Origin of the sequence: Limnohabitans sp. Hippo4, from assembly GCF_003063605.1 — a bacterium.
Lineage (GTDB): Bacteria > Pseudomonadota > Gammaproteobacteria > Burkholderiales > Burkholderiaceae_C > Limnohabitans_A.
Genome location: NZ_NESE01000005.1, coordinates 125,326 through 146,825 on the forward strand (window position 1 = coordinate 125,326; position 21,500 = coordinate 146,825).

Consider the following 21,500-nt stretch of genomic DNA (forward strand, 5'->3'; position numbering starts at 1 on the left):
CACTAAGATGCGAGGGCTGCCTCGAATTACTGGAATGTGTACTTGGTGCCCAAGCTGAACACAGCTTTGCCGCCTTGTTTGCCCCATGTGCCATCCAGCTGCAAACCTGGCAACACATCTCTGCGCAAACCAACACCCACCAAAGGCTTGGACGCACGCTGCGCCACTGACTCAATGTGAGCGGTCCAATCACCCATGGTTTGTTCCCAGGCCACACCCCAAGACGGCACATCTTTTCCTTCAGCATCTCTGGCGCTGACCAAACTTGAATGAAGGGTACCTGCGCCCATGTCGCAGCTTGTATTGCCCGCCACAAAAGATTTTTGACCTTCACCTTTTTGCCATTGCGTCACGCCCAACACCCACGCATAGTGGCAAGATTTTTCTTTGGGTGCCGTCACTTGCATCTTGGCTAGAAAAGTTTGACTGCGAGGACCGCCTGAAAAAGTTTTTACATCTTGTGCAACCAAATCCAGGCCAGGCAAAGGCGAGTAAGTGGGCGCAATGGTCAAGGTGCGCGAGCCATCGGCTGCACGGGACCAAAATGTTTCAACGTGGGCCACGCCCTGATCGTTCACATTGGCGTCGTCCACATTCAAAGGACGGCCTGCCTGTGCAGATACACCCAACAAAGTCAATGCCACCAGGCTGAGGATTTTTTTCATAAACAAAGTCGTTTCAAACTTAAACAAACAAAACAGGAACCATGGACACCACCAACAACAGGGCCATGCTCCAATTGAAAATACGGCGCCATGTATCTTGTTGCAAATAGCGCTCTAACTTAGCGCCCAGCCACACCCACAAACCTACACTGGGGAAATTGATGGCGCTGAACATCATGCAAGTGAGCACCACAAAAGTGAGCGATGCATCGGTGGGCATATAGTTGCTGAAATAGCCAATGGCCATGATCCACGCTTTGGGATTGACCCACTGAAAAGCGGCAGCACCCAAGAAGCTGATGGGTTGCGTGGCCTCTTCGCCGTTGCGCTCTGGCGCACCACTTCGGGCGACGCCCCATGCCAAATACACCAGGTAAGCAAAGCCTATGACCTTCATCACTTGGTACACAAAGGGATAGGCCTTCAGCAAACTTTCGAGGCCCGCGCCGACCAACAGCAGCATCACAAAGTGACCCAAAGAAACGCCCAGCCAATGCGGCAGTGTGCGCTTCACACCAAAGTTAACGCCCGAGGCCAACAACATCATGTTGTTGGGCCCAGGGGTCACCGAGGTCACAAAGGCAAACATGGCCATGGCCGCCACCAACTCCACGTTGAAGTTCATGACTGACTGGCCTTCGGCCATTGGGTGTGAAACTTACCGGGCTTGTCCAAACGTTGATAAGTGTGTGCACCGAAGTAGTCGCGCTGCGCTTGTAACAAGTTGGCGGGCAAGCGCGCAGTGCGGTAAGCGTCGTAGTAGCTCAACGCACTCATGAAGGCGGGCACTGCCACACCATTCATGGCAGCCATGGCCACCACCTCACGCAAATCTTGTTGGCACTCGGCCATCAGGCGTGCAAAGTGATCGTCCACCAGCAAGTTGGTGAGATTGTGTTGGACGGCAAAGGCACGGCGAATGTCTTCCAGCAAATGCGCACGGATGATGCAACCGGCGCGCCAAACCGACGCCACTTTGTCCATGGGCAACTGCCAATCGTGTTCTTTGTCGCCGGCTTTGATCAAAGCAAAACCTTGGGCATAGGCGCAAATTTTGGCAGCCAGCAAAGCCTTTTGAATTTTGGGCAAGACTTCTTGGAGGTTTTGTACAGCTTGAGGCTGAGGGCCTTTCAGTAATTTGGAAGCCACCACGCGCTCGGGCTGCACGGCACTCATGGTGCGCGCAAACACAGCGTCGGCAATGGTGGGCGCACTGACGCCCATGTCCAATGCAATTTGGCTGGTCCATTTGCCTGTGCCTTTTTGCTCTGCTGTGTCGAGAATCATGTCAACCAAAGCATTGCCGGTTTCTGGATCCTCGTGCGACAAGATGTCGGCGGTGATGTCGATCAAGTAGCTGCTCAACTCACCTTGGCCCCATTCACGGAACACCGCGCTCTTTTGCTGCGCGGTCATGCCCAAGCCCTTCATGAGCGCATAGGCTTCGCAAATCATTTGCATGTCGGCGTATTCAATGCCGTTGTGCACCATCTTCACAAAATGGCCTGCACCACCTGGCCCCATCCATTCACAGCAGGGCTGACCGTCGTCGGCTTTGGCAGCGATGGCTTGCAGAAAGGGCCGCACCAAAGGCCAAGCTTGCGAGCTGCCACCGGGCATCAAAGCGGGGCCTTTTAAAGCACCTTCTTCACCGCCACTGACGCCAGAGCCGACGTACAAGATGCCGGTGCCTTCGAGCGATTCCATTCTGCGTTGGGTGTCGCGGTAGAGGGTGTTGCCACCGTCAATGACGACGTCGCCTGCATTCAACAAAGGCGTGAGTTCTTTGAGGACGGCATCGACTGGGGCACCAGCAGGCACCATGAGCCAGACGCGTCGGGGCAGTTGCAAGTTGGCGACCAAGTCTTTCAAGGTATTGGCTGCGCAGGCGTTCAGGCCTTCTGTGCGTTTGGCAAAGCTGTTGCGTTTGTTGTCGTCGAGGTCAAAGCCTGTGACGCTGAAGCCGTTGCGCTCTAAGTTGAGGGCCAGGTTTTCGCCCATGACGCCAAGGCCGATGAGTCCAATGTGTGATGCTTGCATTTGACTGTGTTTGTTTTTCAGAATTTGTGCACGGATTTTCGCATGGGGTTAGAGGAAATGGCGTCACTTCTGTTCAGCGTTTGGAAGGCACTTCAATATGGGTAGAGGTTTGAGCAGACAGGTAGGGGCGTCTTCCTCATACTGGAGTACCAGAAATCGTTCAGACGCCCCTACCTGTCTACTCAAACCTTTGGGTGGCGTGAAGATGTCTAGCCAAATAAATGGGGGCAGATCAACATTAATTTTGTCAATCGGTGTGGGCAGAGGCCAAGGGCGGGCTGACGATTTCTGGTACCCCAGTATGAGGAAGCCCGCCCTTGGCCTCTGCCCACACTGATTGGAAATTAATGTTGATCTGACCCCATTTATTCCACCGTCACACTCTTCGCCAAATTGCGAGGCTTGTCCACATCAGTGCCCCGCGCACAAGCCGTGTGATAGGCCAACAACTGCAAAGGCACCACGTGAAGAATAGGTGACAGCACGCCATAGTTCTCCGGCATGCGAATCACGTTCACACCCTCACTGCTCTCAATCTTCGTATCGCCATCAGCCAACACATACAGCACACCACCGCGCGCGCGCACCTCTTGCATGTTGCTCTTCAGCTTCTCCAGCAATGCATCGTTTGGTGCAACCGTCACCACCGGCATCTCACTCGTCACCAACGCCAAAGGACCATGCTTCAGCTCACCTGCCGCATAGGCTTCGGCGTGAATGTACGTGATCTCTTTCAACTTCAACGCACCTTCCAAGGCAATGGGGTAATGCGTGCCACGGCCCAAGAACAACGCGTTCTCTTTCGATGCAAACTCTTGTGACCAGCTGATGATTTGGGGCTCGAGTGCCAACACCGCTTGCAAAGCTGCGGGCAAGTGGCGCATGGCTTTGAGGTGCATCGCTTCGTCTGCATCACTCAAACGACCTTTGCTTTGCGCCAAGGCCAGCGTCAACAAGAACAAGCCGGCCAATTGGGTGGTGAAGGCCTTGGTAGAGGCCACACCAATTTCAGCGCCTGCGCGCGTCACATAGGCCAACTTGCACTCACGCACCATGGCCGACGTGGCCACGTTGCAGATGGTGAGCGTGTGCTGCATGCCCAAACTTTGCGCGTGACGCAAAGCGGCCAGTGTGTCGGCCGTTTCGCCCGATTGCGTGATGGTGACCACCAAGGTTTTGGGGTCGGGCACAGAATCTCTGTAGCGGTACTCGCTGGCAATTTCGACTTGGCATGGGATCTGCGCCACCGACTCCAACCAGTACTTGGCCACACAACCGCTGTAGTAACTGGTGCCGCAAGCCAAGATCAAAACCTTGTCGATTTCTTTGAACACCTTGAATGCGCTGGCCAATCGCCCACCACCGCTCACGCCGTCAAACAACTCTGGCACGATGTGTTCCACACCTTCCAAGGTGTCGGCAATGGCGCGGGGCTGCTCAAAAATTTCCTTCTGCATGTAGTGTCTGTAGGGGCCTAACTCGGCAGCGCCGCTGTGGGCATGCACGGTTTTGACGGGGCGCTCTACACGCTGATGGTTGCGGTCCTCAATCCAATACTTGCCCAACTGAATGTCGACCAAGTCACCTTCTTCGAGGTACACAATTTGATCGGTCACACCCGCCAGGGCCATGGCATCGCTGGCCAAAAAGTTTTCGTGGTGTGATGTGCCCACACCCAAAATGAGGGGCGATCCGGCACGTGCACCCACCACACGTTGCGGTTCGTCTTTGTGAAATACAGCGATGGCGTAGGCACCTTTGAGTTCGCTCACGGTGCGTTTGACGGCGTCAAACAAATCACCGTCGTACACGCTGTCCACCCAATGCGCGATCACCTCGGTGTCGGTTTGGCTGGTGAACACATAGCCTTTGGCTTGCAGTTGGGCACGCAATTCATCGTGGTTTTCAATGATGCCGTTGTGCACCAAAGCCACGCGACCTGGCTTGTCTTTCAAGCTCTCCAAACTGCCAGGGCCTGAGCTGAAATGTGGGTGCGCGTTGTGGACTGCAGGCGCGCCGTGAGTAGCCCAGCGTGTGTGGGCAATGCCGGTGCCGCTTTCCAAATGGTCAGTTTGAATCTGGTCCATCAACTCGGCCACACGGGAGGTGCTTCGCGCACGTTTCAAGCCGCCTACGCCGCGCTTGAGACTGGCTTCATGAATGGCCACACCGCAAGAGTCGTAGCCACGGTATTCGAGGCGCTGCAAGCCCTGAACCAAGATGGGAACGATGTTTCGATCGGAAACTGCACCAACAATGCCGCACATAGGATCAACCTTTGATTTGAAAGTGCGTGAATCTTAGGCGGCTTGAATAGAAATTACATTAAATAATTATTCAAATTAATGAAATAATATTTCATTAAAATCTACTCGTGGTTTATTATTCCATTTATTTAATTAAATTGAAATAATTCACATGTCTACTTCCTTTGAAGCCAACACCTCATCCGGCAGCTTGGATGCCATTGACCTTCAATTGCTGGCCATTTTGCAAGCCAATGCCAACATCAGCAACATTGCATTGGCCGACAAATTGCACATCTCTGCACCCACCTGCTTGCGCCGCACCAAGCGTTTGCAGCAAGAGGGTTGGATTGAAAAGCAGGTGGCTATTTTGTCGTCCGACAAAATGGGTCGGTTCATGGGCCACAGCGTCACGGCTTTGATTGAAGTGAGCTTAGACAAACAAGGCGAAGAGTTACTTCAGGCCTTTGAAACGCGCGCCGTTCAAGAAGCAGCAGTTCAACAATGCTGGCGTGTGTCGCCAGGCCCAGATTTCATGTTGGTGGTGCAAGTGCCCGACATGCCGGCCTATTTGGCGTTCACCCAAAGGCTGCTGACGCAAGACGCCAATGTGCGAAATGTGAAGGCATTTTTCAGCGTGAAGCGCGCCAAGTTTGGCACTGAGATTCCATTACCAACCGCCACGTCTTGAGGGCTAAGGAAAAGCGCAAGGTCTGCTGAGTTACTGGCCGGGCTTGGGCGTTTTTTGGGGCCGCTTCCAATTGGCAATGCTCACTTGCTTGCCGCGCGCCACACTCAATGCGCCAGGTTCGGTGCTCTTGGAAATGGTCGAACCGCCACCCACAGTGCCCCCTGCGCCAATCGTGACAGGCGCAATCAACACACAGTTGCTGCCCACATGCACATCGGCTTCAATCACAGTGCGGTGTTTGTTGGCACCGTCGTAATTGGCAGTGATGCTGCCCGCGCCATAGTTGACGCGCTCGCCCACGGTGGCATCGCCCAAGTAGGCTAAGTGATTGGCTTTGGCACCTTTGGCCAAGGTGGAATTTTTCACTTCCACAAAATTGCCAATGTGCACTTCGGCGCCCAGTTGCGCACCAGGGCGCAAGCGGGCAAAAGGACCAATCAAAGCGCCCTCGCCCACGGTCACGCCTAATTTTTCACCATCGATGTGCGTGAAAGCATGAATGACCGCACCTGCGGCAATTCGTGCATTGGCAATGACGCAGTTGGGGCCAATGCGCACGCCTTCACCCAAGTACACTTGGCCTTCAAACACGCAGTTCACATCGATTTCTACATCGGCTTCGCAGGTCAATTCACCGCGCACATCCAAACGCGCAGGATCGGCCAAACGCACACCTTGCACCATCAGCGCGTTGGCCTTTTGCAATTGGAAAGCGCGCTCAAGTTGCGCCAGTTGCTGCGGGCTGTTGACGCCCGTCACTTGTAATTCGTCTTGAATGCGATGGGCCACCACCGTCACGCCGTCGGCGACGGCCCACTTCACCACATCGGTAAGGTAGTACTCGCCTTGGGCGTTGTGGTTGTCGAGTTTGGCCAGCCATGTTTTGAGTTGGCGCGCAGGCACCGCCATGATGCCGCTGTAGACCTCTTGAATTTTCAGTTGCTCTGGGGTGGCGTCTTTTTGCTCAATGATGGCTTGCACGGTATCGCCTTGCGCGGTGCGCACGATGCGGCCGTAGCCTGTGGGGTTGGGCATGTCGAGGGTGAGCAAGGCCAAGCGATCTTCGCCCGCACCGTGAACGCATACCATCAAAGCTTTCAGCGTGTCGGCTTGTGTCAAGGGCACGTCGCCCGACAACACCACCACCAAGCCATCATCTGCCAACACAGGCACGGCTTGCTGCACGGCATGGCCAGTGCCCAACTGAGGTTCTTGCCTGACAAACTTCACCGCCAAGCCAGAAGCTTGCTTGGCCACGGCGGCCTCCACCTCTTCAGCACCATGTCCAGTGATGACAACGGCAGATCGGGCTTGAAGCTGCGCAGCAGTTGACAACACGTGGCCCAGCAAGGGCTTGCCCGCCAATCGTTGCAAGACTTTGGGTAAACGGCTTTTCATCCGAGTACCCTTACCCGCCGCCATGACAACCACGTCCAAGGGCCGTTGAGGTGACAATGCTGATTGGTTTGTTGAGGTGTCCGACATGGCGAAAATTTCCTTCTGGTTACGAATTATCGCGGCTTCTGTGGCAGCTGTGGTGGTCAGTGCCAGCTTAAGTGGCTGCAGCGCCATCAAATTGGGCTACAACCAACTGCCCGAGATCAGTTCGTGGTGGCTCGACAACTACATCAACTTCACCGACACCCAAGCAACCCAAGCCAAGCAAGCCCTGAAAAAATTGCATGCTTGGCACCGCAAAGAAGAGCTGCCTTTGGTGGCCGATTTGCTGGTGCAAGCCCAAAACATGGCGCCGCAAAATATTTCAACCCAACAAGCTTGCGAGGTTTGGGGCAAGTTAGAAAAACGCATCGAGTCTGTCGCTCTAGAAAGCTCACGCTTGGCCACGCCCATTGTGTTGCAACTGACACCGCGGCAACTGCGTCATTTGGAAAAGCAGTGGACGGTAAAAAATGAAGAATGGAAAAAAGATTGGCTGCAGCCCAGCGCCGATGACCGTTTGAAAAAACGCTTGGATGCTACGGTCGATCGATTTTCAGATTTTTATGGCGACTTGAGTAACGAGCAAATCAAGCTGCTGCGTCTACAAATTGAACAGTCGCTGTGGTCACCTGAAGTGGCCATCCAAAACCGCATCAAGCGCCAGCAATCGCAATTGCTGGTTTTGCAGAACCTGACTCAAGACGCATCAAAGCCGGGGTTCAATTTGGCGCAAGCCGAAAATATTGTGTTGCAACTCAGCCTGCAATCCGTCCGCCCCCAAGACCCTGCCTTGCTCAACTTGCAACTTCAGCTTGAGCAACAAGCGTGCTTGAACTTCTCCCAGTTCCACAACACCACCACCCCAGCGCAACGCCAAAAGGCGCAACGCCGTTTGCGCGCATACGAAAAAGACATTCGCGACTTGATTTAATTGGGGTCAGATCAACATTAATTTGGTCAATCAGTGAGGGCTAAACCCAAGGGGGGCTTCCTCATACTGGGGTACCAGAAATCGTTCAGCCCCCTTGGGTTTAGCCCTCACTGATTGGAAATTAATGTTGATCTGACCCCAATTATTCTGCTTCAGTCCTGCAAGGCTTTCCACATTTCCATGTCGCGCTCAGCAGTCCAGATGCGTGGGTTTTTGATACCAGAGGCTTCGTCGTAAGCGCGGGTCACATCGAAGGGCAAGCAGTGTTCGTAAATGAACACATGGCCAAACACAGGGTCCATGCTTTTGCGCGTATGGGCCATGGCAGCTTTCAAATCCATCTTGGCAGCCACTGCCTCTTTGCCGGCATTGAACAAAGTTTCCACCCAGCGCTTGGTGTAATCCAAAGCTTTGTTCACATCCGCTTGACCTTTCATGGCTTCACCTCGGCCGGGCACGATGGCTTCTGCTTTCAATGCACGCAAGGCTTCCAAAGTAGCGGGCCACTCGGCCAATTGCGCATCGCCCGTGTATACGCCCGCTTCGTACTCCACCAAATCGCCAGAGAACAAAACTTTTTCTTCTTCCACCCAAGCAATCGTGTCGCCGCGTGTGTGACCGTATCCAGGGCTCCAGATTTGAACCTTCACGCCACCTAAATCAACCACCAATTTGCCGGGCACTTCACCCTTCGTGGCATCGCCGCCGCCAATCACCATGGTGGGCCATGTGAGGCCAGGCACTTCTTCAGCACCGCGGAACAGACGCGGAAAACGCTCCATCTCGCTCTTCATGTCTTGCGCGCCGCGCTCCACGATCAGCTCGTAAGTGCCTTGGCTGGCAATCACTTCAGTAGCGCCCTCGGCCGCATAAGCACTGGCGCCCAACACACGCACCGCGTGATAGTGCGTCAACAGCACGTACTTGATAGGCTTGTCGCTGATCTTGCGAATTTGTTGAATCAAATCGCGCGCCATGCTGGGCGTGGCCGTGGCATCGCTCACCATGATGAACTTCTCACCAATGATCACCCCCGAATTAGGATCACCTTCAGCGGTATAGGCCCAGCAATGCTTGCTGAGCTGCTCAAACTTAATGACTTTGTCGGCCAAGTCAGCTTGTGAAGCAAATGCTTTGGTTGGTTGGTTCATGTTCTCTCTCCGTTGTACAAACAAATTTAATTGGGGTCAGATCAACATTAATTTTGTCAATCGAAGGGGGTCAAGCCTAAGGGGGCTGAACGATTTCTGGTACCCCAGATGAGGAAGCTCCCTTAGGCTTGACCCCCTTCGGTTGGAAATTAATGTTGATCTGACCCCAATTAAATTAATTCAAACCCTTCTCTAACAGGGCAATGACTTCCTCCGCGAAAGCCACATACGAAATGGGGCCGCCAGGGCGAAGCCACGTAAAAGTCCAGTTGATCATACCGAACAACATCATCGTGATGGCCGTTTGGTTCGACGCATTCAATCGACCAGGATAGGCACGCCGCAAAGCACGCGTGACCGCCGCCACCACATCACGTTGACGGTTCAAAATGAGTTCGCGCGGCGAAATGGCGGGCGTGCCCAGATTGGCATCGGGCACATCGCTTAAAAACTGCGTATCGTTCAGCAAAGCCACATGCCGCGTGGCCGAGCTCTCGTACTCCTGCAGAAACGCACGGATCAATTCATGCAAAGCTGCACGGTCGTCCAAATTGCGACGCTGCGCCGTGGCATCTGTCAAAGCAATCAAGGACAGCAAGCGTTGCGTGTAACGGTCCATGAGGTCAAACAGAATGGCCTCTTTGCTGTCGTAGTAGTGGTAAAGCCGCGCTTTAGAAGTGCCACAGGCCGTGGCGATTTCATTCATGCTGGCCGCCGGATAGCTGCGATCAGCAAAGCACTGCGCCGCGATGTCCAAAATGGCGTCGCGTTTGATGTCGTGCGTGGAGGATTTAGGTCTTGCCATAAATTCTCACATCATCAGCCCACAGGCCACACCACGCCGTTGTCGTTCAAGATGGCATCGAGTGGCATGTCGTGCGGCTCGGGTTCAAAGTCATCGACATAGCCCTGGGTAAATCCAAGCCCTACGGTAAAAGGTTTGGGTTGCAAAGTGGCCAAAGTGCGGTCGTAAAAACCACCGCCATAGCCAAGACGATAGCCCCCTGCGCTGTAACCCACGCAAGGCACAAACAACAGCGTTGGCACAATCACTTCCGTGTCCTTGGGTTTGGGAATGCCGTAAGCGTCTTCTTCCATGGGGCAACCGGGGTACCACGCATGAAAGGTCAGGGTTTTGTGAACCTTGTCCACCACCGGCAGCCCAATGCGGCGCAACTGTGACTCACCCGTCAACTCGCCATCTTCTTTCCAGCGGTGCAACGCAGGCAGGGGATCGAACTCGCCTTTGATGGGCCAATAGGCGCCAATCACGGCATCTGAACGGCCAAACAGCCAAATGCGCATCACCCTTTGCAAGGCGTCACTTCGCGCCAGCCTGTCGGGCATGTTGAGGCGCGCCGCCAACAAGTCTTGGCGAATTTGTTTTTTGGCTTCTGATTTGTCCATAATCAACCCATGCAATTGACACAGATTTTGACATCGCTTGGGGCTTCCGTCCTCATTTTCTCCTTCATGAACACGGCCAATGGCCAAATCGTGACCCAAAACAAGTCCGATGACGTCATTTTGGAGATGAACCAGGCCTTTAAAAAGAACGACAAATCCCAGCTTTCACGCCTTTTGCCCAAAGCCAAAGGCCACGCCTTAGAGCCATGGGCGGCGTATTGGGAGCTGCGCGTTCGCTTGGACCAGGCCAGCACCGCTGAAATTCAAGAATTTCTGACCACGTATGCAGGCACCTATGCAGAGGACCGCCTGCGCAACGATTGGTTGCTGCAATTGGGCCGCCAGCGTGATTGGGCCCTCATTGCCCAAGAATACCCACGCTTTCGAATGAACGACGATCGCGAAGTGCGCTGCTATGCCTTGGGCACAGACGCACAGCTGAGCAAACCCGAAACACCGGCAGAGCTGAAAAAACTTTGGTACGCCTTGCGCGAATCGGACGACGGCTGCACCACCGTGGCCGAAAAACTGCACGATGCCAAGAAGCTAGAGAGCCTGGACATCTGGCGCAAAGCCCGCTTGGCCATGGACAACAACCGGCCGCGCACTGCGCAAAGTGCGCTCAACATTGAATCGGCGGAATTGGGCAAGCAAGCCATTTTGATTCACGCCGATCCACAGAAATATTTGGACAAGCGCATTGTGGCCTTCACACGCAAACGCAAAGAACTTTCTGTCTTGGCCCTCATTCGCATCGCCAACACTGACCCCGACAAAGCCGCCCAGTTGCTTGAGAAAAAATGGGGCTTGATGCTCACCAAGGAGGAGCACAACTGGACCTGGGGTGTCATTGGCAAACAGGCCGCACAAAAGCTACAAGACAACGCGCACCAGTACTTCAGCAAGGTCTCACGCAACCAAGATTTGAACGACGACCTGCTGGCCTGGAAAGCCCGCGCAGCCCTGCGCCAAGGCGACTGGAAAGCTGTAGCGACCACGCTGGACGCGATGGAAGATGCCAAAAATGACGCCACGTGGATCTACTGGAAAGCCAGAGCCCAACTCAGCACTGCCACCACCGACGCACAACGCACAGAAGCCACAGCAGCCCTCAAAAGCATTGCAGGTGTGAAAGGCTTCTACGAACAACTGGCGCTTGAAGAATTGGGCCAAGCCATCTCCGTGCCCGTCAAACCTGCGCCACTGACCGCTCAAGAAAAAGCAGCTGCCCAACAAAATGCAGGTTTGCAACGCGCGCTCTATGCATTGAGCCTGGGCCTGCGGCCAGAGGGCAACCGTGAGTGGAACTACAGCACCAACTTGCACACACCCGGCGGCATGAGCGAGCGTGAACTGTTGGCCGCCGCAGACTTGGCTTGCAGCAAACAAGTGTGGGACCGCTGCATCAACACCAGCGACCGCACCAAAACTCAAATCGATTTTGACCAGCGCTTCCCCATGCCCCTCAAAGACACGGTGCTGCGCAAAGCCAAAGAGGTGCAACTCGATCCTGCCTATGTGTACGGCCTGATCCGACAAGAAAGCCGTTTCATCATGGACGCCAAATCGGTGGTGGGCGCTTCTGGCCTGATGCAGGTGATGCCGGCCACTGCCAAATGGACCGCCAAGAAAATTGGTTTGACGAATTTTCAGGTGAATCAACTGAATGAGCACGAGACCAATGTGGCCATCGGCACGGGCTATTTGAAATTGGTCTTAGACGACTTCGATGGCTCGATGCCATTGGCTGCAGCCGCCTACAACGCGGGTCCCAGCCGCTCACGCGCGTGGCGCAAAGGCCCCGTCTTGGAAGCAGCCATTTGGGCTGAGAACATTCCGTTCACTGAAACACGGGACTATGTGAAGAAAGTGTTGTCTAACACGACCAACTATGCGGCCATCATCACTGGCCAGCCGCAGTCCTTGAAGGCACGGTTGGGTACTGTGGGACCTCGCAACGCTCAAGCGCCAGAAGAAAACGCAGACTTGCCGTGAGAGAGCAGTTGGGAGGAGCAGGTAGGGGGCTTCCTCAAATAATTGGGGTCAGATCAACATTAATTTGGTCAATCAGTGAGGGCTCAACCCAAGGGGGGCTTCCTCATACTGGAGTACCAGAAATCGTTCAGCCCCCCTTGGGTTGAGCCCTCACCGATTGGAAATTAATGTTGATCTGACCCCAATTATTTCACCCCAGCAATTTGTCCAAGTTGCTAGAAATTTTCTCTTCAATCTTGTCCTTAAACGAGGCCATCAAAAAGCCCAACTCCAACTTCATGCTGAGTTGAGTGCCCGTGACGCACAAATAGCCAGAAGCCCCAGCGCGCTCAAAATTCAAGCGATCTTGCACCTCGCCTTTGTCGTTGGTTTCGTTGGCCACATAAGTGCAGTCCATGCCCCAATCTTCTTCGGCTTCTTTTTGCCATTGAGCGGCTACCGCACGGACCTTCTCCATGCCCAACGTGTGATCGCGTTGAATGAAAATTTCAGCCATGACTTTCAAGCCTTCTTCAAAAGTGCCACTTCCACCTGGCAATCGTAAAACACTGGCGCACGGCCCAAATCGGTCAGTAATTGACTGGTCACTTCGTTGACGTTAGTGCCGTTCAGGCCCATCTTGCGCCACCAAATGCCCAAGCCATTCACAACGCCAGGACGTGCACGTGTTGTCACGTCGGCTTTGCAGTGGTATTCGCCGCGGTCGTTGAACACCTTCACCGTATCGCCTGAGGCAATGCCACGCGCAGACGCATCTTCAAAACAAATTTCGACCAAGGGTTCTTTCTCAATGGCACGCAAACTCTCAACATTCACAAAGGAGGAATTCAAGAAGTTGCGCGCAGGGGGTGAGATCATGGCCAAGGGATAGGCACTTCCCGCAACAGGTACTTCGTAATTGGGAATGTGATTGGGCAAGGGGTCCAAACCTTGCGCAGACAAACGATCGCTCACAAATTCGCAACGTCCCGACGGCGTTGCAAAACCACCCTTTGCAAACGGCGCCTCAGGCACTGGCATGGACACAAAGCCCACATCCAACAGCGTTTGAAAATCAACATCGGGGCCAACTGCGGTGCGGCACATGCTCAGGTCGTCTTCGCTGAAGCAAGGCTCGGTGTAGCCCATGGCTTTGGCCAGCAAGCGGAAAATTTCGCTGTTGGATTTGGCTTGGCCCACAGGCGCAATGGCGGGTCGGTTCAACAACACATCGGTGTGGCCATAACTGCCTTGCACATCCCAGTGTTCCAACTGCGTGGTGGCGGGCAGCACGTAATCGGCGTAGTCGGCGGTGTCGGTCTGGAAATGTTCCATCACCACCGTGAACAAGTCTTCGCGCGCAAAGCCCTGCACCACTTTGCCCGATTGCGGCGCAATGGCCACGGGGTTGCTGTTGTAAACCAACAAGGCTTTCACTTGAGGGCCCCACACCGCACTGCCAGGGTGGTTCAAATCGTTGCCGATCGTGGCCATGTTGAGCATGCGGGGACGGCGTGTGCCCAGCAAATCAGGGCGATGCAGATCTTGTTTGTTCACCTTGAAATTGCTGGAGCTGCTGAGCAACAAGCCCCCTGCTCTGTCACGCCAGGCGCCGGTCAAGGCGGGCAAGCAAGCAATGGCGCGCACGGCATTGGCGCCACCTTTCACACGCTGCATACCGTAGTTCAATCGAATGGCAGCTTTGGGTGTGGTGCCCCAGTCTTTGGCCAAAGAACGAATCAATTCAGCCTCGATGCCGCACACTTCAGCAGCGCGCTCTAGTGTCCAGGTCATGGCGCGTTCGCGCAATGCATCCCAGCCTAAGGTGTACTTCTCAATGTAGTCGTGGTCTAGCCAATCGTTCACCACCAATTCGCGCATGATGGCAAAGGCCAAAGCTGCGTCGGCGCCTGGTCGAATGGGCAAATGCACGTGGCATTTTTCAGCAGTTTCACTGTGCCTCGGATCAATGCAAATCAGTTTGGCGCCATGGCGTTTGGCATCTTGTGCGCGACGCCAAAAGTGCACGTTGCTGGTGATCGAGTTGCTGCCCCAAATCACAATCAGTTTGGATTCAGAAAAAAACTCGGTCTTCATGCCGAACTTGCCACCCAGTGTGTAGACCAAACCTTCGCCACCGGCCGAAGCGCAGATGGTGCGATCTAACAGCGATGCGCCCATCTTGTTGAAAAAACGCGACGCCATGGCCTCGCTTTGCACCCAGCCCATGGTGCCCGCATAGCTGTAGGGCAACACGGCTTCTGGGTTCTCTGACGCAATGGCCTTGAGTCGCAAAGCGATGTCTTGAATGGCCTCGTCCCAAGTCACCTGCACAAACTGGCCAGAGCCCTTGGGGCCGCTGCGTTTTAAAGGGTGCATCAAGCGCTCAGGGCTGTAGGTGCGTTCCGTGTAGCGAGACACTTTGGTGCACAACACACCTTGGGTGTGCAGGTGATCGGGGTTGCCCTGCACCTTCACGGCGCGCCCGTTCTCCACGGTGGTGAGCAGCGCGCAGGTGTCGGGGCAGTCGTGCGGGCACAAACCTCGCACCACGGCATTTTGTTCAAGCACTGAATTTGTCATGGCTTCATTCTAAAAGGGTATTTTTGGGGATAACCCTGAAGAGAAATGTCCCCCAAGTGCAAAAGGGTTGTAGCGCAATGGCACGACTCTCGCTAGACTGTGGTTATGAAAATCATCGACTCTATCCTCACCGACGCGGCCAGCATTGCGGCCATTCGCAAAGACATTCACGCCCACCCCGAGTTGTGCTTCCAAGAAGTGCGCACCGCCGATGTGGTGGCCAAGCAACTCACAGACTGGGGCATTCCCATTCACCGCGGCATGGGCACCACCGGTGTCATTGGCATTGTGCACGGCCGTGATGGCGGTGCTTGCGGACGTGGTGTGGGTTTGCGCGCTGACATAGACGCGCTTCCCATGCAAGAGTTCAACACCTTTGCCCACGCCAGCAAACACCAAGGCAAGATGCACGCTTGCGGCCACGATGGCCACACCGCCATGCTGTTGGCAGCCGCCAAGCACTTCTCTAAACACCGCGACTTTGACGGTACCGTTTACTTGATCTTCCAACCCGCCGAAGAAGGCGGTGGCGGTGCCCGCGAAATGATCAAAGACGGCATGTTTGAAAAATTCCCCATGCAAGCCGTATTTGGCATGCACAACTGGCCCGGCGCCCAAGTGGGCAACTTTGCGGTCAGCCCTGGCCCGGTCATGGCGTCCAGCAACGAATTCAAAATCACCATCCGCGGCAAAGGCAGTCACGCCGCCCTGCCGCACAACGGCATCGACCCCGTGCCTGTGGCTTGCCAATTGGTCCAAGCTTTTCAAACCATCATCACGCGCAACAAAAAGCCTGTCGATGCGGGCGTTATTTCGGTCACCATGGTGCATGCGGGTGAAGCCACCAACGTCGTGCCCGACTTCTGCGTCATTCAAGGCACCGTGCGCACCTTCACGTTGGAAGTGCTCGACCTCATCGAAAACCGCATGAAGCAAATCACAGAAAACCTGTGCGCTGCTTTTGATGCCAAGCCCGAATTCCACTTCAACCGCAACTACCCACCCACTGTCAACAGCGCAGCCGAGGCCGAATTTGCGCGCAAAGTGATGGAAGGCATTGTGGGCAAAGAGAACGTGCAAGTTCAAGAACCCACCATGGGCGCCGAAGACTTCTCGTTCATGTTGCAAGCCAAGCCTGGTGCCTATGTGTTCATTGCCAATGGCGACGGTTCACACCGCGAAATGGGCCATGGCGCAGGTCCTTGCATGCTGCACAACCCCAGTTACGACTTCAACGACGACCTCATTCCATTGGGCGGCACGTATTGGGTTGAATTGGCCACACAATGGTTGGCCAACCCCACTCAAAAGTAAAGTCCAGCGGTTCACTGCTTTTCCGGGTCAATTGAGTTGACCTCACTTTTGAAGCCCTTCGGGGCTTCATTCATTTGGAGCTTTCATGACAAACATTCACGACGCATTTTCAAAGAGCTATGCAGAGGCTCGTCAAAAGTTTTTAAGCGCTGCACAACAAGCAGGCCTGCAAGTTGAATCCCACATTCACCCCGAAAAAGGCCGCGATGGCGAAGAGTTGGCCATGGACGTGGTGCGCGAAGGTCCTGCCGATGCCAAACAGGTCTTGCTGGTCAGCAGTGCCTGTCATGGCGTAGAAGGTTACTGCGGCAGTGGTGTGCAAATTGACGCCATGAGCAGTGCTGAATGGCACAAGGCTGTGGCACAAAGCGGTGTGGCGGTGGTGTACGTCCACGCCCTCAACCCCCATGGTTTCTCGCACGTGCGCCGCGTCACACAAGAAAACGTTGACCTGAATCGCAACTTCCACGACTTCAGCAAACCCCTGCCCGACAACACGGCCTACAAAGAAGTCCAGCATCTGTTGTTGCCCGACGTATGGCCACCCAACGAAGCCAACATGCAGGCCACGATGCAATACATCGCAACACACGGTATGCCCAAACTGCAAGCCGCGGTGTCACAAGGCCAGCACCACGATCCAAAGGGTTTGTTCTTTGGCGGCCAAGCACCCACCTGGAGCAACCAAACCATTCGCAAAGTTCTCAAACAACAAGCCGGCAAAGCGCAAAAGTTGGCTTGGATTGATTTGCACACTGGCTTAGGCCCCAGCGGCGTGGGCGAACGTATCTATGCGGGCGCCAACGATGCAGCCGCCATTGCGCGTGCGCGCCAATGGTGGGGCAACATCACTTCCATTTACGATGGCACATCCTCTTCTGCGTTCCTCACAGGCCTCATGTGGATGTCAGTGCAAGACGAATGTCCTCAAGCTGAATACACCGGCATTGCATTGGAATACGGCACCTTGCCCATGAACGACATGTTGATGGCCCTGCGCGCCGACCACTGGCTGCACATTCATCCCGAGGCGTCTGAGGATTTGAAGAAAAGCATCAAAGCGCAAATCTTCAACGCCTTCTACACCGACACCGATGAATGGCGCGCGCAAATCATCACACAAGCGCGCGATGCCATGGGCCAAGCACTCCAAGGTTTGAAATGAACGGCTCTTCCAAGCGCATTCTGATATTGGGTGGCACCGGCTTTGTCGGCCGCCATGTTTGCGAAAAACTCACACGCATGGGCTGCAGCATGACGGTCATCACCCGCCGCGCCAGCCAAGCGGCCGCCATTCAAAATTTACCACGCGTGCGCGTACTGGAGGGCGATGTGTACAACAGCGCTTTTCTGGCGCAATGCATGGCGCAACACGATGTGGTGATCAACCTCATTGCCATCTTGCATGGCACTGAAGCGGCATTTGACAAAGCGCATGTTCAGTTGCCCCAAGTCATTGCAAAGGCCTGCCTTGCCAGTGGCGTCAAACGCCTGATCCACATTAGCGCATTGGGCGCAAGCCTGGACGGACCTTCAGCTTACCAACGCAGCAAAGCCCAAGGCGAAGCCTTGCTCAAGCAAGCGGGTTTGGATTTAACGCTCTTGCAACCCAGCGTCATCTTTGGCGCAGACGACAAGTTCCTCAACCTGTTTGCCCAGTTGCAGCAAATTGCGCCTGTGGTGCCCTTGGCAGGCGCCAGCACGCGTTTTCAGCCGGTGTGGGTGGAAGATGTGGCATCGGCGGTGGCGCATTGCGTCATGGATGCCAAGACGCAAGGTCACACCTATGAAATTTGCGGACCCGAAATTTGGACCTTGAAAGAATTGGTTCAAAAGTCCGGTCAATGGGCAGGCGTCAAAGGTGGCCGAGGTCGCTGGGTGTTTGGCATTCCTCACACCCTCGCTTGGCTACAAGCCTTCCTGATGGAATTGGCCCCCGGCCAACCCCTCATGAGCCGCGACAATCTGCGGTCGATGCAAGTCGACAACGTGTCATCCGGCAAAGCCTTGAGCCTCAAAGATCTGAACATCCAAGCCAGCAGCGTCAGCAGCATTGCCCCGGGCTACTTGGGCTACAAAGGCGCTTGCACTAAACTGGATGTATTCCGCGCCAAAGGACGTCCATGAAACTTTTCATCGCCAACAAAAATTACTCTTCCTGGTCTATGCGGCCATGGGTCATGCTCAAGCAAGCAGGCATTCCCTTTGAAGAAGTGATGGTGCGCTTTGATGGTTTTGATGCGCAGTCCAAGTTCAAGCAAAGCTTGAAAGACATCAACCCCGTAGGCAAAGTGCCAGTGCTGGTCGATGGTGACTTGGCGGTTTGGGACACTTTGGCCATTGCCGAATACGCAGCCGAAAAATTCCCAGAGAAAAAACTTTGGCCTAGCGCAGTGGCCGACCGCGCCCGTGCACGCAGCATTTGCGCCGAAATGCACAGCGGCTTCATGGGCATTCGCAGTGCATGCCCCATGAACATCGACGCCTACTTGCCAGAAATTGGCGCCTTAGCCTTGCGTGACAAAGAAGCTGTGCGCAATGATCTGAAGCGCATCGACACTTTGTTTGCGTCACTTTTGAAACAACACCAAGGCCCCATGTTGTTTGGCGAGTTCAGCATTCCCGATGCTTACTTCTCTCCGGTGGTGATGCGCATCAAAACCTATGCGCTACCCGTCTCAGCAGAAACACAGGCCTACATCGAGCGCTTGTGCGCCATGACCGGCGTGAAAGCTTGGATCGACGATGCCTTGGCCGAAAAAGACTTCATCGATTTTGAAGAGCCGTTTCGGACCAAGCCCTGAGCACAGGATGCGCAACGACGTCAAAGCCTGCCGCGCTTCACTGAATCGACGCAAACCATGACGATGCAAATTTTCAGTGTGGGCGGGGCCATTCGCGATGCCCTTCTGCGTCAGCCTGTCAAAGACAAAGATTGGGTGGTGGTAGGCGCAACGCCTGCTGACATGACGGCACTCGGCTATCAAACTGTGGGCAAAGATTTCCCTGTGTTTTTGCATCCGCAATCGCGCGAGGAATATGCCCTGGCGCGCACCGAGCGCAAAACCGCACCAGGCTACAAAGGCTTTGTGGTGCATGCCTCGCCTGATGTCACCTTAGAAGATGACCTTGCAAGGCGAGATCTCACGATCAATGCCATGGCACTGCCAGAGGCGCATTCAGGCTTGCTGGATCCAGCATCGACGTCCAACTCACACCAAACATTGGAAGACGTCTTTTCAGCACACGGCATTGACCCGTATCACGGTTGGCAAGATCTGAAGAACAAAACCCTCCGACACGTCACCACCGCCTTCCGCGAAGATCCTGTGCGCATCCTGCGACTGGCTCGATTTGCTGCCCGCTTTCCAGAGTTCAAAATTGCCCCTGAAACTCTGCAACTCATGCAAGACATGGTGCAAGCCGGTGAAGTTGAACATTTGGTACCCGAGCGGGTGTGGCAAGAATTGGCCAAAGGCCTGATGACGCAAAAGCCCTCGCGCATGTTTGACGTGCTGAAAGCCTGTGGTGCGCTACAAGTTTTGTTGCCCGAAGTGAATGCTTTGTGGGGCGTGCCGCAGCGCGCTGAGCATCATCCTGAAATCGACACAGGTGTGCACCTCATGATGGTGCTCGACATGAGTGCGCAGTTGAATGCGTCGCTGCCTGTGCGCGTGGCCTGCCTCATGCACGATTTGGGCAAAGGCACCACGCCGCAAAGCGAGTGGCCCAGGCACATTGCCCACGAACAGCGCAGCGCCAAGTTGCTCAAGCAAGTTTGCGAGCGCCTGCGTGTCCCTGTGGAGTGCAAAGAGTTGGCCGATGTGGTGGCTCGTGAACACGGCAACATTCACCGCAGTCACGACTTGAATGCGGCTGCATTGATGCGCTTGCTTGAACGCTGCGATGCCATTCGAAAGCCCGATCGTTGGCCCGAGATCTTGTTGGCCTGCGAATGTGATGCACGAGGTCGACTTGGGTTTGAAGATTCAGCCTACGCACCCAAATCGCGATTGCTCAAAGCGCTAGAGGCTGCGTTGTCTGTGACCACCGCGGACATAGCGGCCGAGGCGCAAAAACAGGGCCTCACGGGCCCTGCAGTTGGCGAAAAAATACATCAAGCCAGAGTAGAGGCCATTGCCCACTTGTGGGTCTAGGCACTCAACTCAGAGCACACCTCGAATTAACGAGAAGGTGTGCGAGGCGTGCGTGGCGCAGCCGGTGGACGGCCTGCCAAATGACGGAAACTGATACGGCCTTTGGTGAGGTCGTAGGGTGACAACTCCAGCGTGACGCGGTCGCCCGCCAAAATGCGAATGTGGTTCTTGCGCATCTTGCCTGCTGAGTAAGCGATCAACTGGTGACCGTTGTCCAAGGTCACACGAAAACGTGTGTCAGGTAAAACCTCGTTCACAACGCCCATCTGTTCGATCAAGTCTTCTTTCGCCATTTTTTCCTTTCAGGTTCTCTGGGGGGTTCAGTGGGCTTGCGTGGTAGCACGCACCCAATCCAAACCTTGTGCCAACGCAAAGTTGGCAGCAGCATCGCGGGTGGCGAAGTCATTGGTAAAACACATCACCCGATCGGTACTGGCACTGCCACGTCCACTGGCCACTGACACTTGGGCCGCAAAGCGACCACAAGGCAAGGCGCGCGGACAAGCGGCGATGCGGTATTTTCCCACGGTGAGGGGGTTATTTTCAAAAGTAATCGTATGAATCATCTAAAAGCTAAAAATTTGGTGTGTACAGAGCAACACATTGGACGCCTGCAGAGGGCTGAAACGCCTTGCAAATGCCTCCAAATGACCCGTTCAATGCCGTCTTAGGGGCGAAGGGAGGTCGTGTTGGCCTGGTGAATGCCCGTTGGGGGCACATAAAAAAGGGGGAAGCGTGAAATCAAACCCACCCGTACTTGGGGGTGCGCCGCTCTTCTGCATGGGTCTTCATACGAGAAATGAAGCAATTTGCAGGGACCGCGCTTGTCGTGAAGGTCTTTGTTTCGATGTCAAAGACCTTCAACGAACGCGAACTGTAACACAAATGTTTTAAAACTTGT

20 protein-coding genes are annotated in these 21,500 nt (G+C 54.7%); 8 read left to right on the forward strand and 12 right to left on the reverse strand.

The features are described from left to right. Positions 1–26: 26 nt before the first annotated feature. The 4 genes from B9Z46_RS12930 to glmS all read right to left on the reverse strand — a co-directional run bounded on the left by B9Z46_RS12930 (position 27) and on the right by glmS (position 4,972). Entirely contained in the window at positions 27–665 is a 639-nt protein-coding gene (locus B9Z46_RS12930; RefSeq protein ID WP_108257056.1) for a hypothetical protein, read from the reverse strand. A gap of 19 nt (positions 666–684) precedes the next feature. Next, positions 685–1,290, reverse strand: a complete 606-nt coding sequence (locus B9Z46_RS12935) for a LysE family translocator (RefSeq protein ID WP_108257121.1) — start codon at positions 1,288–1,290, stop codon at positions 685–687. Continuing rightward, positions 1,287–2,705, reverse strand: a complete 1,419-nt coding sequence (gene gndA, locus B9Z46_RS12940) for an NADP-dependent phosphogluconate dehydrogenase (RefSeq protein ID WP_108257057.1) — start codon at positions 2,703–2,705, stop codon at positions 1,287–1,289. Before gndA ends, B9Z46_RS12935 begins: the two co-directional genes overlap by 4 nt. A gap of 365 nt (positions 2,706–3,070) precedes the next feature. Further along, entirely contained in the window at positions 3,071–4,972 is a 1,902-nt protein-coding gene (gene glmS, locus B9Z46_RS12945) for a glutamine--fructose-6-phosphate transaminase (isomerizing) (RefSeq protein WP_108257058.1), read from the reverse strand. Between the two features lie 151 nt (positions 4,973–5,123). On the opposite strand from glmS, the gene B9Z46_RS12950 reads away from it, so the two are divergent. Next, positions 5,124–5,642, forward strand: a complete 519-nt coding sequence (locus B9Z46_RS12950) for an Lrp/AsnC family transcriptional regulator (protein WP_108257059.1) — start codon at positions 5,124–5,126, stop codon at positions 5,640–5,642. Between the two features lie 30 nt (positions 5,643–5,672). Here B9Z46_RS12950 and glmU read toward each other — a convergent pair whose 3' ends face one another. Then, a complete protein-coding gene (gene glmU / locus B9Z46_RS12955; protein WP_108257060.1) occupies positions 5,673–7,127 on the reverse strand; it encodes a bifunctional UDP-N-acetylglucosamine diphosphorylase/glucosamine-1-phosphate N-acetyltransferase GlmU in 1,455 nt (484 codons plus the stop codon). Here glmU and B9Z46_RS12960 point away from each other — a divergent pair. Continuing rightward, complete coding sequence (locus B9Z46_RS12960; protein WP_108257061.1) at positions 7,126–8,013, forward strand: DUF6279 family lipoprotein; 888 nt, start codon at positions 7,126–7,128, stop codon at positions 8,011–8,013. The two genes, glmU and B9Z46_RS12960, sit on opposite strands and share 2 nt — an antisense overlap. A 152-nt stretch (positions 8,014–8,165) precedes the next feature. Here the strand turns inward: B9Z46_RS12960 and B9Z46_RS12965 are convergent, their stop codons facing one another. The 3 genes from B9Z46_RS12965 to B9Z46_RS12975 form a co-directional block, all read right to left on the reverse strand. After that, positions 8,166–9,164, reverse strand: a complete 999-nt coding sequence (locus B9Z46_RS12965) for an MBL fold metallo-hydrolase (protein WP_055361671.1) — start codon at positions 9,162–9,164, stop codon at positions 8,166–8,168. 175 nt (positions 9,165–9,339) lie between these two features. Next, positions 9,340–9,969, reverse strand: a complete 630-nt coding sequence (locus B9Z46_RS12970; RefSeq protein WP_108257062.1) for a TetR/AcrR family transcriptional regulator — start codon at positions 9,967–9,969, stop codon at positions 9,340–9,342. Between the two features lie 14 nt (positions 9,970–9,983). Continuing rightward, positions 9,984–10,571, reverse strand: coding sequence for a 5-formyltetrahydrofolate cyclo-ligase (locus B9Z46_RS12975; RefSeq protein WP_108257063.1), 588 nt, complete (start codon positions 10,569–10,571; stop codon positions 9,984–9,986). A 9-nt stretch (positions 10,572–10,580) separates the two neighbouring features. On the opposite strand from B9Z46_RS12975, the gene B9Z46_RS12980 reads away from it, so the two are divergent. Further along, on the forward strand, positions 10,581–12,566 hold the full coding sequence (locus B9Z46_RS12980; protein WP_108257064.1) for a lytic transglycosylase domain-containing protein: 1,986 nt from the start codon (positions 10,581–10,583) through the stop codon (positions 12,564–12,566). A gap of 190 nt (positions 12,567–12,756) precedes the next feature. Here B9Z46_RS12980 and B9Z46_RS12985 read toward each other — a convergent pair whose 3' ends face one another. Both B9Z46_RS12985 and B9Z46_RS12990 read right to left on the reverse strand, forming a co-directional pair. Beyond that, positions 12,757–13,062 (reverse strand): polyhydroxyalkanoic acid system family protein, encoded by a 306-nt coding sequence (locus B9Z46_RS12985; protein ID WP_108257122.1) that lies wholly within the window; start codon positions 13,060–13,062, stop codon positions 12,757–12,759. A 5-nt stretch (positions 13,063–13,067) separates the two neighbouring features. Next, the gene (locus tag B9Z46_RS12990) at positions 13,068–15,128 is read right to left on the reverse strand and encodes a molybdopterin-dependent oxidoreductase (protein WP_108257065.1); all 2,061 of its coding nucleotides are present in this window, start codon (positions 15,126–15,128) and stop codon (positions 13,068–13,070) included. Between the two features lie 105 nt (positions 15,129–15,233). On the opposite strand from B9Z46_RS12990, the gene B9Z46_RS12995 reads away from it, so the two are divergent. The 5 genes from B9Z46_RS12995 to B9Z46_RS13015 all read left to right on the forward strand — a co-directional run bounded on the left by B9Z46_RS12995 (position 15,234) and on the right by B9Z46_RS13015 (position 20,599). Beyond that, positions 15,234–16,442, forward strand: a complete 1,209-nt coding sequence (locus tag B9Z46_RS12995; protein WP_055361677.1) for a M20 aminoacylase family protein — start codon at positions 15,234–15,236, stop codon at positions 16,440–16,442. Between the two features lie 85 nt (positions 16,443–16,527). Beyond that, positions 16,528–17,607, forward strand: a complete 1,080-nt coding sequence (locus B9Z46_RS13000; RefSeq protein ID WP_108257066.1) for a M14 family metallopeptidase — start codon at positions 16,528–16,530, stop codon at positions 17,605–17,607. Further along, entirely contained in the window at positions 17,604–18,569 is a 966-nt protein-coding gene (locus B9Z46_RS13005; RefSeq protein ID WP_108257067.1) for a complex I NDUFA9 subunit family protein, read from the forward strand. Before B9Z46_RS13000 ends, B9Z46_RS13005 begins: the two co-directional genes overlap by 4 nt. After that, complete coding sequence (locus B9Z46_RS13010) at positions 18,566–19,246, forward strand: glutathione S-transferase family protein (protein WP_108257068.1); 681 nt, start codon at positions 18,566–18,568, stop codon at positions 19,244–19,246. The genes B9Z46_RS13005 and B9Z46_RS13010 overlap by 4 nt, the downstream gene beginning before the upstream one ends. Positions 19,247–19,309: 63 nt before the next feature. Then, complete coding sequence (locus tag B9Z46_RS13015; RefSeq protein WP_108257069.1) at positions 19,310–20,599, forward strand: multifunctional CCA addition/repair protein; 1,290 nt, start codon at positions 19,310–19,312, stop codon at positions 20,597–20,599. 26 nt (positions 20,600–20,625) lie between these two features. On the opposite strand, the gene infA is transcribed toward B9Z46_RS13015, so the two are convergent. Both infA and B9Z46_RS13025 read right to left on the reverse strand, forming a co-directional pair. Continuing rightward, the gene (infA, locus tag B9Z46_RS13020; RefSeq protein ID WP_055361682.1) at positions 20,626–20,892 is read right to left on the reverse strand and encodes a translation initiation factor IF-1; all 267 of its coding nucleotides are present in this window, start codon (positions 20,890–20,892) and stop codon (positions 20,626–20,628) included. A 27-nt stretch (positions 20,893–20,919) separates the two neighbouring features. Further along, positions 20,920–21,165: a hypothetical protein gene (locus B9Z46_RS13025; protein ID WP_055361683.1), complete on the reverse strand. Its 246-nt coding sequence runs from the start codon at positions 21,163–21,165 to the stop codon at positions 20,920–20,922. Positions 21,166–21,500 lie beyond the last annotated feature (335 nt).